This window comes from Delftia sp. HK171, assembly GCF_001886655.1.
In the GTDB taxonomy this organism is placed as follows: Bacteria; Pseudomonadota; Gammaproteobacteria; order Burkholderiales; family Burkholderiaceae_C; genus Comamonas; species Comamonas acidovorans.
The window spans coordinates 4,318,889-4,330,989 of record NZ_CP018101.1 but is presented as its reverse complement, the minus strand read 5'-3'; the positions used below and the strand labels follow the sequence as shown (position 1 = coordinate 4,330,989).

The 12,101-nt window shown below is 64.5% G+C and carries 13 protein-coding genes; 6 read left to right on the top strand and 7 right to left on the bottom strand.

Going from position 1 to position 12,101, the window contains the following annotated elements; genetic code table 11:
* Positions 1-2 precede the first annotated feature (2 nt).
* The 3 genes from BO996_RS19520 (at position 3) to BO996_RS19510 (ending at position 3,081) form a co-directional block, all read left to right on the top strand.
* Positions 3-1,103, top strand: coding sequence for an alpha/beta hydrolase (locus BO996_RS19520; RefSeq protein ID WP_071956168.1), 1,101 nt, complete (start codon positions 3-5; stop codon positions 1,101-1,103).
* 359 nt (positions 1,104-1,462) lie between these two features.
* Entirely contained in the window at positions 1,463-2,389 is a 927-nt protein-coding gene (locus BO996_RS19515) for an NAD-dependent epimerase/dehydratase family protein (protein ID WP_071956167.1), read from the top strand.
* Positions 2,386-3,081 carry a type 1 glutamine amidotransferase domain-containing protein gene (locus BO996_RS19510; protein ID WP_071956166.1) on the top strand — a complete coding sequence of 232 codons (696 nt, stop codon included), beginning with the start codon at positions 2,386-2,388 and terminating at the stop codon, positions 3,079-3,081. Before BO996_RS19515 ends, BO996_RS19510 begins: the two co-directional genes overlap by 4 nt.
* Positions 3,082-3,106: 25 nt before the next feature.
* Here BO996_RS19510 and BO996_RS19505 read toward each other — a convergent pair whose 3' ends face one another.
* The gene (locus BO996_RS19505; RefSeq protein WP_071956165.1) at positions 3,107-3,601 is read right to left on the bottom strand and encodes a MerR family transcriptional regulator; all 495 of its coding nucleotides are present in this window, start codon (positions 3,599-3,601) and stop codon (positions 3,107-3,109) included.
* A gap of 226 nt (positions 3,602-3,827) precedes the next feature.
* Here BO996_RS19505 and BO996_RS19500 point away from each other — a divergent pair, with 226 nt between their 5' ends.
* The gene (locus BO996_RS19500; protein ID WP_013801982.1) at positions 3,828-4,319 is read left to right on the top strand and encodes a hypothetical protein; all 492 of its coding nucleotides are present in this window, start codon (positions 3,828-3,830) and stop codon (positions 4,317-4,319) included.
* An 86-nt stretch (positions 4,320-4,405) separates the two neighbouring features.
* On the opposite strand, the gene BO996_RS19495 is transcribed toward BO996_RS19500, so the two are convergent.
* The 5 genes from BO996_RS19495 to BO996_RS19475 form a co-directional block, all read right to left on the bottom strand.
* Positions 4,406-5,014, bottom strand: coding sequence for a DUF4337 domain-containing protein (locus BO996_RS19495; RefSeq protein ID WP_012206105.1), 609 nt, complete (start codon positions 5,012-5,014; stop codon positions 4,406-4,408).
* 101 nt (positions 5,015-5,115) lie between these two features.
* A complete protein-coding gene (locus BO996_RS19490) occupies positions 5,116-5,295 on the bottom strand; it encodes a DUF2256 domain-containing protein (protein ID WP_071956164.1) in 180 nt (59 codons plus the stop codon).
* Positions 5,296-5,315: 20 nt separating this feature from the next.
* Positions 5,316-6,374 carry an NAD(P)/FAD-dependent oxidoreductase gene (locus tag BO996_RS19485; protein ID WP_071956163.1) on the bottom strand — a complete coding sequence of 353 codons (1,059 nt, stop codon included), beginning with the start codon at positions 6,372-6,374 and terminating at the stop codon, positions 5,316-5,318.
* A complete protein-coding gene (locus tag BO996_RS19480; protein WP_071956162.1) occupies positions 6,371-7,003 on the bottom strand; it encodes a lipocalin family protein in 633 nt (210 codons plus the stop codon). The genes BO996_RS19485 and BO996_RS19480 overlap by 4 nt, the downstream gene beginning before the upstream one ends.
* Complete coding sequence (locus BO996_RS19475) at positions 6,964-7,947, bottom strand: MerR family transcriptional regulator (protein ID WP_071956161.1); 984 nt, start codon at positions 7,945-7,947, stop codon at positions 6,964-6,966. Before BO996_RS19475 ends, BO996_RS19480 begins: the two co-directional genes overlap by 40 nt.
* Positions 7,948-8,206: 259 nt before the next feature.
* Between BO996_RS19475 and BO996_RS19470 the strand changes: the two genes are divergently transcribed.
* Complete coding sequence (locus tag BO996_RS19470; RefSeq protein WP_071956160.1) at positions 8,207-9,781, top strand: methyl-accepting chemotaxis protein; 1,575 nt, start codon at positions 8,207-8,209, stop codon at positions 9,779-9,781.
* 85 nt (positions 9,782-9,866) lie between these two features.
* Here BO996_RS19470 and BO996_RS19465 read toward each other — a convergent pair whose 3' ends face one another.
* On the bottom strand, positions 9,867-10,244 hold the full coding sequence (locus tag BO996_RS19465; protein ID WP_071957164.1) for a hypothetical protein: 378 nt from the start codon (positions 10,242-10,244) through the stop codon (positions 9,867-9,869).
* Between the two features lie 549 nt (positions 10,245-10,793).
* Here BO996_RS19465 and BO996_RS19460 point away from each other — a divergent pair.
* The gene (locus BO996_RS19460; protein WP_043821572.1) at positions 10,794-12,101 is read left to right on the top strand and encodes a dicarboxylate/amino acid:cation symporter; all 1,308 of its coding nucleotides are present in this window, start codon (positions 10,794-10,796) and stop codon (positions 12,099-12,101) included.

The window sequence follows — 12,101 nt, the reverse complement described above, 5'->3', positions numbered from 1 at the left end:
CCATGACCCACCTATCCATTGACACGAAGCGCCGCGAGTTCCTGGGCACTTCGGCCATCGCAATTTCTGCAGCAGCCCTCGGAGTTACAGCCATGGCCCTTCCCTCACCGTCAACAGCGGCCGATTACAAGAAGAACCCCTTCACGCTCGTCTATGGCGACGCCATCACGCAGAACCTGCCTGGCAAGGTGAACATCCACCCGGTGAAGTACAAACTTGGTGGCTTGGACATCGTGGCCAATGTCTATACGCCGGCGAACTTCGACCCGGCAAGGAAGTACCCCGCTGTCGTCGTTGCACACCCCAACGGTGGTGTGAAAGAACAGACCGCCGGTCTGTATGCCCAACGCTTGGCCGAGCACGGCTACGTGGCGATCACGGCCGATGCAGCCTATCAAGGCGGCAGCGGCGGCCTGCCGCGTTCAGTGGACACGCCGATGAACCGCATCGAGGACATTCATGGCATGGCGGACTTCATCACCACCTACGCGGGCGTCGACGCGGATCGTCTCGGCCTCCTCGGCATCTGCGGTGGCGGCGGCTATTCGCTGGCAGCGGCGAAGACGGACAAGCGCCTCAAGTCCGTCGCAACGCTGAGCATGTTCAATTCCGGCAGGGTCCGCCGCAACGGTTTCGCAGACTCGCAGCTATCCACGATCCAGCAGCGCCTGAAGCAGGCCTCGGATGCCCGTGCTCAGCAGGTGGCCGGTGGCAAGATCCTCTACTCGGGCGACGCGGACATGACGGACGAGCAGATCGCAGCGCTGCCCTTCGAGATGTACCGACAGGGCTATGAGTACTACTGGCGCACGCATGCCCATCCCGGCTCGACCTTCAAGTACACGACGAGCAGCCTGCTGGACCTGATGCGCTGGGACGCCACTGACCAGATCGAACTGATCGAGCAACCCTTGTTGATGATTGCCGGCAGCAAGGCGGACAGCCTCTACATGACCGAGGAGGCGTTCGCCAAGGCCAGCGGTGCCAAGGACAAGGAGCTGTTCAAGATCCAGGGCGCAACCCACATTGAAACCTATTGGGTCCCTGAATACGTTGAGGCCGTGGTGGCCAAGCTGGTCCCGTTCTACGGGAAGAGCATTTGACAGGGCGGGGTGAAACACTCCGATGCAACACGGGCGTGTGAAGGCGGCTGAGTTCAATGACAGTGAACGCCGACGCAGCCTGGCGGCTGCTGGAGGGCCGTTCTCGCGGCTCATGCACAGGCGCTGCCGGCCCGAACCGGGCCTTCACCAGGTGCACCAAAGCAGGTCGCAGTGTCCAGGCCCCAGGCCCCAGGCTCCCCGGCATGATGGAGACGCCGGGGTTTTGCAGACAGCCAGCGAGCCGTCGGGTTTGTCTTCGACCTGGTATCAGGGATCTGTAGTTTGCCGCTTGACCTTCAACTCAAGTTGAAGCTTAAGCTCCTTGTCCTCACATCACACAAGATGCTGCAAGGATCGATATGCAAACCATTTTGGGCGCCAATGGCCAGATCGCTGTGGAGCTGGCGCGCGAGCTCCACCGCAACTACACGCAGAACCTGCGCCTGGTCAGCCGCAAGCCGCGCAAGGTGAACGATACGGACGAGCTGGTGTCCGCCGACCTGATGAATTCCGCGCAAACCCTGGAGGCCGTGAGTGGCAGCGAGGTCGTGTACTTCACCGCTGGCCTGCCACCAGACACCGAGTTATGGGAGGGGCAGTTTCCTGCCATGCTGCGCAACGCACTTGATGCCACGCGGGCAGCGGGGGCCAAATTTGTCTACTTCGACAACACCTACATGTACCCGCAAACCGCGCAGCGGCAGACCGAGGAAACCGCCTTTGCACCGGTGGGCCGCAAGGGGCGCGTGCGCGCCTTGATGGCCGAGATGGTGCTGGCCGAGATGCAGCGCGGCGATATCCCCGTCGCCATTGCCCGCGCGCCAGAGTTCTACGGCCCCGGCAAAACCCAAAGCATCACCAACACCCTGGTGATTGGCCCGCTCAAGGCGGGCCAGAAGGCCAAAGTGCCGGTCCGTGACGACAAGCTGCGCACCCTGATCTGGACGCCCGATGCAAGCCGCGCCATGGCAGCCATTGGCAATGCGCAAGATGCGTATGGCCAGACCTGGCATCTGCCTTGCTGGGATGAGCGGCTGACCTATCAGGCCTTTGTGAACCTGGCGGCTGCAACCTTTGGGGTTGAGCCGCGCTACAAGGTACTGAGCCACCTGGCCATGGTGGTTGCTGGCTGGGTCTCCAAGCCTGTGCGCGAACTGCGTGAACTGCTGCCACGCTACGCGCACGACAATGTGTTTGATTCGTCCAAGTTCAAGCGCCGCTTTCCCGACTTTGCTGTCACCAGCTACGCACAGGGCCTCAAGCAAATCGCGCAGGAGTCTTCATGAGTACGCCACGTGTCTTGCATGTCGTCACCAATGTCGCCCATTACGACGACCCTGCGCACGCCACAGGGCTGTGGCTGTCAGAGCTGACCCATGCCTGGGATGTGTTTGCTTCGCAAGGGTACCCGCAGCAACTGGTGAGCCCGCTGGGTGGCGCCGTACCACTGGAGCCGCGCGCACTCCAATGGCCGCACTTCGATGCTTCGGCCAAAGCCTGGCTCGATGATCCCGCGCGCATGGCCCTGCTGGCGAACACTGCGGCACCTGCCGATATCGTCGCGAACGATTTCGATGCCATCTACTTCACGGGAGGGCATGCGGTGATGTGGGATTTTCCCGATAGTGCGGGGCTGCAGCGCATCACACGCAGCATCTGGGAGCGAAGTGGCATCGTTGCATCGGTTTGCCACGGCTACTGCGGCCTGCTCAATACGCAGCTCAGCGACGGCTCTTTGCTGGTCGCGGGCAAACGGGTCACGGGTTTTTCATGGACGGAAGAAATCCTGGCCGGAGTGGCCCGGTCCATGCCCTACAACGCCGAGCAGGAAATGAAGATGCGCGGTGCGCGCTATCAAAAAGCCTTGCTGCCTTTTATCTCGTATGTGGTGGCCGATGGCCGCCTCATCACCGGGCAAAACCCGGGGTCGGCCAAAGCGACTGCAAAGCAGGTGGTGCAGGCTCTGGCAGGGCGCTAGGGCCGCGTTCCAAACTGCCGAAGGCCTATGCCACGCTTGCCCGCTTCTTGTGTCCGGTGCGCATGAGCTTGCCCATTTTTTCTTCGGCCGCTGCTTCAGAGGCCAAGGATTCGGATTGCTGGGCCAGTACATGTGAGAGCACGCGGCGTGCGTTGTCGTGGCAATCCATGTTGTCTGGCCGCGCTTCAATATCGGCCAACAAAGCCTGCAACTGCTTTTTGCTGGTCTGCAGCTTTTTCTCCATGGCCTTGATATCGGCAATTTTTTGGCGCAGCGCGCCCACGACGGCCTCATGGTCCCAGCCTTGCAGGCCGGGCGGCAAGAGTGCACGAATTTCATCCAGGCTGAAACCCACGCCCTGCGCCATCGCAATCAGCTCCAGCATCTGCACCATCTCAGGCGGATAGCTGCGGTAGCCATTCAAGCCACGCTCAGCCGCTTGCAGCAGGCCGCTTTGCTCATAAAAACGAATGCGTGATGTGGACAGGCCTGTGCGTTTGCTCAGTTCACCAATGTTCATGCGCAACCTTCGGCAAGGGGTTCTTGACCTTCAACAGAACTTGAAGCTTATCGCACTCGCAAGCCCTTCGTTGCGGCGGCAATTTGTAGCGGGCGCAACGTGCAAGCGATGCGACCCGACGCAGCTCGGTCAGCCGCTGCCTACGCAATAGACCCCTGTGCGCGAACTGTATGGATGGACAGTAGAATTTCGGGCTCGATAGTTTCCACAAGGGAAGAGTCTGGACATGTCCGCAGAACTCGAACAAGAAGTCGTATCAATCTTCGAAGACCGCCTTTGGCATCACAACGGCTGGGAGGCCCGCGTCATCAAGAATGAAGACGACGATGGCTGGGCCGTTGCCATGACCCAGGACGGCCAGGTGGAGCCAAGCCTGGTCGGCCCGTGGACCATGGGCCGCGACAAGAAAAATCCCAAGCCGCTGGACGTTTCCGCCTTCAACACGCTCGTGAAGACGGCGCACGAGGTGATGCGCCGGCATGAGCAGCATCTGGCAGCGCAGTTGCACAAGGATGTGCAGATCATGGTGGGCGGGTCACGCGTGACCGTCTCTCTGGATATCGAGCCCGATGAAGACAATCCCAGCGCCACGCTCACCGCCACTGCCGCCGACGGCAGCGAGCTGGCCAAGGTGGGAGTCAGGCCGGACCATCAGCTCACCCGGACGTCTGCGCAAGCCTGGGCAGAGGCTGGCTACCCCCGTCCCAGCGAGGACTGAGCCGCGGGCAAGGCCGGGGAATCAGGGGGCTGTTTCACAGCTGCCTTCCAAGGCGGATATGCGGCTTTGCGGCTTTGCCACACGCTCTAGATGTGCAGCATGGCCAGCCCGCCCACGCCAAGGCCTAGCGCTGCCACGCCGAGCATGGCGTATTCCAGCCATTTCTTCTTGGTCAGCAGCGCGATGGCTGCAAGGGCAATGGCGACCTGCAGCGCGGTGGTGGCCTGCGCCCAGCGGTGATGCAGATGCATCTGCATCTCGGACTTCTCGTCCCATTGCCGGGCCTCGGCTTCCAGGCGGTCGGCATCGCGCTTGATGTCGTCCTTTTCCTTTTCGTAGCGCTCCACCTTGGCCTGGTAGGCGGCCCGCCTGTCCTCCGTGGTCGCCAGATCACGCGCGAACTCGGACAGCGATTGCTTGGTGCTCTTGGCCTGGAAGAAGGCCCACTGGTTGGCCGCTTCGGTCTTCTTGATGGCTGCGTCGTTCTTGTACAGCCCGGCATTGGCCTGGGTGGCGCCGCCCATGTACGCGAAGATGGCGCCCACCGTGGCGATGACTGCCGTGCACATGGCGATCTGGTTGGTCAGGCTGCCGCCGCCGATGCCGTGGTGGGCGGTTTGGCCATGCTCGCCCTGGGCAGCATGTTCGAGTTCGTGATCGTGTGGGCCGTGGACGTGAAAGCCGCCGGAAGACATAGGTGCCAATTCCTTGATGCAATGGGGTGGCGCATTATGGGGCCGGCCTGGCGGCAATCCAGGGCTCCCAGGATGTGCGGGGCGCATGGCCCGCTTGGAGGTCAGCGCCTTGGCTGGCGGCCTGCAGATGGGGGAGTGTGATCAGGCGGCAGTCGCGCGGTGCGGCAGCGCTGCGAGCAGTATTTGACCTCGTCCCAATCACGTGCCCATTTTTTGCGCCATGTGAACGCAAGACCACAGCACGCACACAGCTTGGAGGGCAGGTGGGGCTTCTTGTGCATGGCGCGGGCGTTCCTGTGGTTCAGCGCGTCAGCGTGGCCAGGGCGCGCCGGGCCAGCGCCCGTCCGCTGAGCCAGGCGCCTTCAACGCCTGCGCCGCACATCCAGTCGCCACACAGGCCCAGGCCCGCAGGCGCGTCCCACCAGCAGCGGTTGACCAGGTGCGGCGCCGGCAGCGCATAGCGCCAGCGGTGGGCTGTGACGCGCAGGCCGCCTGGCAAAGGGTGGGGCAGTGGCCCGGTCAGAGCCTCGAATGCCTGCAGCAGTTGCCGGGCCACGGATTCGGCGTCCGACTCGATGTGATCCTGGCTCCACCGTGCACTGGCATGCAGCACCCAGGTCTGAGGTCCTTGCGGCACTTGCGGCTCCTGCCGCCCTGGCTTGGCGCTGTCGCGTGCCACCCAGCACAGCGGGCCATCCGTGATTTCTGCCGCATCCCAGTCCAGCGGCAGGGGGGCGTCGGTACGCAGCATGGCCACCCAGCACGGCTGCATGCGCGCGCTGGCAGCCAGTGCCGCCGCATAGGGCGAGACCGGCTCCAGCAAGGCTGCCGCCTGCGGTGCAGGCACTGCCAGCACCAGGGCGCAGTATTCCGATCCGATCTGCCCGTGTTCAGCGCAGTGCACAGTCCAGCAGGCAGATTCGTACTGCAACTGCTGAACCGCGGCTTGCAGGTGCAGCCGTGCGCCATGCCCCTGTTGTGCAAGCCGCTGGACAAGAAACGCTGCGGGAGAGGTCATGCGCGGCACGCCTACCCAGCGGTCGGGGGCTGCCTCTGCTGGCACCACGTGTGTGCCCTGCAGGCGCACTGCGCGCGGACGCCAGGCGGCGACAACGCCGTGCTGCTCCCACTGGCGCACCTCCTGCACAAACTCCGGGTCCTGGGCCGCAAACGATGGCGCGCCGTGATCGCACTGCCACGCACCCTGCGGATCCTGCGCGCGCCGCGTGCTCATGCGCCCGGATGGGCCTCGGCTTTTCTCGAAGATATCCACGCGGCAGCCGGCCTCGGCCAGCAGCTGTGCACATGCCAAACCTGCCATTCCCGCGCCGATCACCGCGACGGGGGGCGCGCCGTTCACAAGGCCTCCTGGCTGTGCGCTTCCTGGTGGCGCTCATGGCTGACCCAGATCAGCGCGCCGGTATCGACGCCCAGTTCCCCTGCCTTGGCGACGATGGATTGCAGCGTCTGCGGGGGCAGTTTCGGCTCCCTGGCCAGTATCCAGCAGTACTGCGTGTCCGGCCCGAGGACCAGCGCCCAGCGGTAGTCAGGGTCCAGGGCGGCCACATGGTAGCCGCCGTAGAACGGGCCGAAGAAGGAGACCTTGAGCGAAGCCGTGTCCGGCTTGCCCGTGAACAAGGCCTTGCCGACGGCGCGCTGCCACTGGCCCCGCGGCACGGAAAACCCCCGGTTCACCACCTTCACGCTGCCGTCTGCCTGCGGCGTGTACTCGGCGGTCACATCGGTCATGCCCCGCTCGAAACCATGGTCCAGCCGTGCCAGTTCGTACCACAGGCCCTGGTAGCGCTGCAGATCGAACGGTGAGACGGGCGTGACCGAGCCGGGCGGGCGCATGCTGGCGCAACCGCTGGCCAGCAGGCCGGCGCCAAGGGCCGTTGCCAGCAGGGTGCGCCGCCTGGCGGTGAAGACGGGGCGGGGGGCGGGAAAGTTCATGCGTATGTCCTTGATGTTCTTGTCGTCTGCCGCCATCGGGCGACCAGCGGTTGCAGATCCGTGAGATGGCGCACCGGCGTGATGCCCCCGACCGGGCTGGAATAAAGCGCCGGGCATGCTCCACCGGCCCACAACTCGATGGACGGCGGCAGGTGGCTGCGCAGCTCGCCCAGGCAAGCCTGCGCCATCGCTCCGTTGTGGGCGCTGCTGAAGCTCAGCCCCACGATGTCGGCGCGATGCGCCCGCGCGGCCTGTGCCACGTCGCCGATGGGCGTCTGGGTGCCCAGCGATACGCAGTTGCAGCCTTCCAGGGCAAGCAGGGCTTCGACCATGAGCAGCCCAAGTCCATGCATCTCCTGCGGGAGCGTGGTCAGCAACACCTTGGGCGCGGACGGCGGGGAAGGGGGGGCGAGCGAGGCGATTGCCTGCCTCAGGACGCCGGTGAGCACCTCGGTGTACAGGTGCTCTTCGAACACTTCAAAACGCCCCTGTGCCCAGAATTCGCCGACCGCCGTGGTCAGCGGGGCCACGAGCGTGGTCACGAAACCGGCCAGGCCCATGCGCGACTGGGCCAGGCTCAGGCAATGCCTGAGCTGGGCGGGATCATGGGCGGCAATGGCGTTGAGCATGGGGGCGAAGCGGTCAGAGTCCGCTGCATTCTCTGAATTTGTCCTGGACAAATCCTTGCCCGGCGAGGTGTCGGCGCGTGCCAGCAGCGACTGCAGGCCATCCAGATCCACCCCCATCAGCTTGCTGGGGCGCAGCCCCGTATCCATGAGCCGCCGGATCAGGGTCAGTTGTCGAACCTGGTCTGCCGGGTAGCGGCGATCGCCTGCCGAATCCCGTTCGGGCCTTGGAAAGCCGTAGCGTCTTTCCCAGACACGCAGGGTGTCCTTGGCAAGTCCGGTCTCGCGTTCGACGGCCGAGATGGGCAGCCCGGGGCCAGGCGCCAAAGGCAGGGGGTCAGAAAGTGGCGTCATTGATCTGAAGGGGACAAAACGTCCGGTCATGGCCGGGATGTTTTGAGGGATTTTGCGAATTGTCTAGGACAAAAATATGTTTTGTCCAATATATTACATAGAGAAACAAAGCGCAGGCCCGCTGGTCGCCACCCGGCAGCCGCTGGCGCGAGTGCTTTGTAGATCCCGGCCAGGAGATGACGGCCCCAGGCGCAGGCGAGGCTTCACACCATGATCGCCGCGCCCTTGTGCAGTCTTTCCGGCCACGCAGTTCGTACCGATGATCATCATGAATTTGTCCAACTGGCCACTGGCCCGCCGTCTCGCAGCTGCCTTCGCATGCGTCATCGCCATTTTTCTTCTTGTCATCGCGCTGGCCGTGAGCAGCCAGTCCCGGCTCAAGGAGGCCCAGCAATGGAACGAGCACACCTTCAAGGTGATGTCCCAGGGACAGCGCATGCTCACGGGCATGGTCAACATGGAGACGGCCTCGCGGGGCTATCTCCTGTCGGGTGACTCCCGTTTTCTTGCCCCGTGGGATGAAGGACTCAAGGAGTTCGAGGCTTCCTGGCAGGAGGCCGTACGCCTGACCGAGGACAACCCCGCCCAGCAGCGCCGGCTCGACGGAATCCGGCTGCGCCACCGTGAATTCGTGCAGGCGGTGCAGCCGCTGCAGGCGCTGCGGCGGCAAGTCCCGGACGGCACGGCGACCGTCGAGGATCTGGTTCGCGAGTTCTCCCTGGGGCGCGAGAAGGCGGCCATGGATGGGCTGCGCGCACTGCAGGCGGATCTGGTGCGAGAGGAGGAGCAGCTCATGGCCGAGCGCCTGACGCGCACCGAGTCGCTGGCGGCAATGACGCTGGCGTTCGAGCTGGGGGGCGCGCTGGTGGCCGTCGTGCTGGCCGCCTTGCTGGGGACCTGGGTCACGCGCTCCATCACGGGCCCCATCGGCCGGGCTATCGAGGTGGCACGCGCGGTGGCATGCGGGGATCTGACGCAGCGGGTGGAGGCCACCACCCACGATGAAGTGGGGACCCTGCTGCGCAGCCTCGGCGAGATGAGTGATGCGCTATCGCAGGTCGTGGCCGTCGTGCGCAGCGGCAGCGAATCCGTGGCAAGTGCAAGCACGCAGATTGCCCAGGGCAACACCGACCTGTCCTCGCGGACCGAAAGCCAGGCCAGCGCGCTTGAACAGACGGCGGCCTCCATGGAGCAGCTCGGAGCCACCGTGACCCAGAACGCGGATGGCGCGGGCAAGGCCAACGCGCTCGCGCAGCAGGCCAGCGGCGTGGCCGGGCAGGCGGGCGAGGTGGTCACCCAGGTCGTGGACACGATGAAGGGCATCAGTGAAAGTTCGCGCCGCATCGCCGACATCATCAACGTCATCGACGGCATCGCGTTCCAGACCAACATCCTGGCGCTGAACGCTGCGGTGGAGGCGGCGCGTGCCGGTGAACAGGGCCGCGGCTTCGCTGTGGTGGCCTCCGAGGTCCGCAGCCTGGCCGGCCGCAGCGCAGCGGCGGCCAAGGAGATCAAGGCCCTGATCTCCGACAGCGTCGAGCGGGTCGAACAGGGCTCTGTGCTGGCCGACCGTGCGGGGGGCACCATGGCTGAAGTGGTGACGAGCATACGCAGCGTCACCGACCTCATGGGCGAGATCAGCGCGGCTTCCGCCGAACAACGCAGCGGCGTTGCGCAGGTGGGCGAGGCGGTCATGCAGATGGACCAGGCGACGCAGCAAAACGCGGCCCTGGTGGAGGAAATGGCGGCGGCAGCCACGAGCCTGCGGCAGCAGGCGCATGACCTTGTGCAGTCCGTGAGCGTTTTTCGCCTGGGGCCTCAGGCGCAGGGTTGAGGCAGGGTTGGCGCAGGGTTGACGCACCGGTGAAGACACGGTGCGGGACCCTGGGAGAGCGGGCCCCTCTACAGACGCCGGAGCATCAGCTGCTGCTGCCGTCCTGCCCGGACATCGGCCGGCGTTCAAACAGTTGTGCCATGGCTTTGGCGGCTGCCTCGGCCGCTTCGGCGCGGCGCATCTCGGCCGCGTCTTCAAACCCGCAGCCCATGGCCTGAGCCTCGGTGCCGGCGTAGTCGGCCAGCGTCTCGGCGCTGTCGCGGATGCTTTGCAGGGCGCGGGCCACCACATCCATGTGGCGATGGCCCTTGGGCGTCTCCAGCCATGCCAGGGCGAGCTGGGCGATGGAGGAGATCTCTGCACAGCCTTGCTGCACGAGATGGTCCACCTGGGTGAGGGCATTGGACAGTTGATGGGTGCTGTGGCTGTCCGTGGCGGGAGTGGGCTGGGTGGTGGGGTTCATGCCTTGGCCCTCCGTGTGGAAGGGGCGGCGCCAACAGAGGGCGCGCAGGCGAGTGCGAGGAAAACGGCGTTCATGCTTGATGCTCCATTGCAAAGCGAATTCACTGGCCTTTGCGATTGCATTGATCCGTGAATTGCATTGACAGACCTCGCTTTCGAAGAGGTTGTGCCGCTGTGTGATGGAGGTGTTTTGAAGCACCGGCCCCGTGACAGGAGGCCGGTGCGGATGATAGCGCCGGCCGGGAGGGCCGGAGGCGGCAGGCCCGGCCATCCGGTTTTCCGAACGACGCAGGCGTTTCATCGTTCGGATTTCCGTGCCACCTTATGCATAAAAGTAAGGTCGATATAGGCGAATCAAGCAGTTAGCGCGGGGTGCAGGTGCCGGATGCGGCTGGCACGGTCTGTGCACTGTCAGGCGCAGGCCACGTGCATCGTGGTTGTGTATGCAGGGAGACAAGCCCGTCTTCGCTGTGGCATCCGGCCCGTGGCCGGCAGCCGTGGTGGCCGGGCTCGCTTGCAAGACCGAAATACGTCCAACGAAAAAATCCGCATGAAATTCAACCGCTTGACCACCATGGTGCTCGTGGCCATGGTCCTCGGCGTGCTGGTGGGCTATGCCTGCAACAGCTACGCACCCACGCCCGAGGCCGCCAAGGAAATCGCCAGCTACTTCGGCATCCTCACCGATGTCTTCCTGCGCATGATCAAGATGATCATCGCGCCCCTGGTGTTCGCCACCCTGGTGTCGGGCCTGGCCAACATGGGCGACGCCAAGGCCGTGGGCCGCATCGGCGGCCGCGCGCTGGGCTGGTTCATCGTGGCCTCGTTCTGCTCGCTGGCCATCGGCCTGATCTATGCGAACGTGCTGCAGCCCGGCCATGGCCTGAGCGTGGCCCTGCCGTCGTCGGCCGAGGGCCTGAACCTCAAGACCTCGGCGCTGAACCTCAAGGACTTCATCGCCCACGTGTTCCCCAAGAACATCTTCGAGGCCATGGCCACCAACGAGGTGCTGCAGATCCTGGTGTTCGCGCTGTTCTTCGGCATTGCGCTGGGCAACCTGCACAACCAGGCCGCGCGCTCCATGGTGGGCCTGATGGACGAAGTGGTCCACATCATGCTCAAGGTCACCGACTACGTGATGCGCTTCGCCCCCGTGGGCGTGTTCGGTGCCGTGGCCGGCACCATCACCATCCATGGCCTGGGCATGCTGTCGGTGTTCGGCAAGTTCATGCTGTGCTTCTACCTGGCCCTGGCCACGCTGTGGGTGCTGCTGATCGTGGCCGGCTACTGCGTGCTGGGCCGTGACATCTTCCGCCTGCTGAACCTGATCCGCGGCCCGCTGCTCGTGGGCTTTTCCACGGCCAGCAGCGAATCGACCTATCCCAAGCTGATGGAGCAGCTGGAGAAGTTCGGCATCAAGCCGCGCATCATCGGCTTCGTGCTGCCGCTGGGCTACTCGTTCAACCTGGACGGCTCGATGGTCTACACCACCTTCCTGGCCATCTTCATCGCCCAGGCCTACGGCATCGACATGACGCTGACGGCCCAGATCACCATGCTGCTGGTGCTGATGGTGTCCAGCAAAGGCATTGCCGGCGTGCCGCGCGCATCGCTGGTGGTGGTGGCCGCCGTGCTGCCCATGTTCGGCCTGCCCGAGGCGGGCATCCTGCTGATCCTGGGCATCGACCACTTCCTGGACATGGGCCGCACCCTGACCAATGTGCTGGGCAATGCCATTGCCACGGCCGTGGTGGCCAAGTGGGAAGGCGCCGTCGATCCGACCGCGGCCACGGATGACGACGAGTCCCTGCTGCCCACGGACCATTCCGAGCAAGGGCGGCCCGCTGTCTCGGCCTGA

Excerpts from the sequence above, each read along its gene's own strand:
- BO996_RS19460 (WP_043821572.1), top strand. The coding sequence starts at position 10,794 with ATGAAATTCAACCGCTTGACCACCATGGTGCTCGTGGCCATGGTCCTC.
- BO996_RS19515 (WP_071956167.1), top strand. The coding sequence starts at position 1,463 with ATGCAAACCATTTTGGGCGCCAATGGCCAGATCGCTGTGGAGCTGGCG.
- BO996_RS19510 (WP_071956166.1), top strand. The coding sequence starts at position 2,386 with ATGAGTACGCCACGTGTCTTGCATGTCGTCACCAATGTCGCCCATTAC.
- BO996_RS19480 (WP_071956162.1), bottom strand. The coding sequence starts at position 7,003 with ATGGCGGCAGACGACAAGAACATCAAGGACATACGCATGAACTTTCCC.
- BO996_RS19500 (WP_013801982.1), top strand. The coding sequence starts at position 3,828 with ATGTCCGCAGAACTCGAACAAGAAGTCGTATCAATCTTCGAAGACCGC.
- BO996_RS19520 (WP_071956168.1), top strand. The coding sequence starts at position 3 with ATGACCCACCTATCCATTGACACGAAGCGCCGCGAGTTCCTGGGCACT.
- BO996_RS19495 (WP_012206105.1), bottom strand. The coding sequence starts at position 5,014 with ATGTCTTCCGGCGGCTTTCACGTCCACGGCCCACACGATCACGAACTC.
- BO996_RS19475 (WP_071956161.1), bottom strand. The coding sequence starts at position 7,947 with ATGACGCCACTTTCTGACCCCCTGCCTTTGGCGCCTGGCCCCGGGCTG.
- BO996_RS19505 (WP_071956165.1), bottom strand. The coding sequence starts at position 3,601 with ATGAACATTGGTGAACTGAGCAAACGCACAGGCCTGTCCACATCACGC.
- BO996_RS19470 (WP_071956160.1), top strand. The coding sequence starts at position 8,207 with ATGATCATCATGAATTTGTCCAACTGGCCACTGGCCCGCCGTCTCGCA.
- BO996_RS19465 (WP_071957164.1), bottom strand. The coding sequence starts at position 10,244 with ATGAACCCCACCACCCAGCCCACTCCCGCCACGGACAGCCACAGCACC.
- BO996_RS19490 (WP_071956164.1), bottom strand. The coding sequence starts at position 5,295 with ATGCACAAGAAGCCCCACCTGCCCTCCAAGCTGTGTGCGTGCTGTGGT.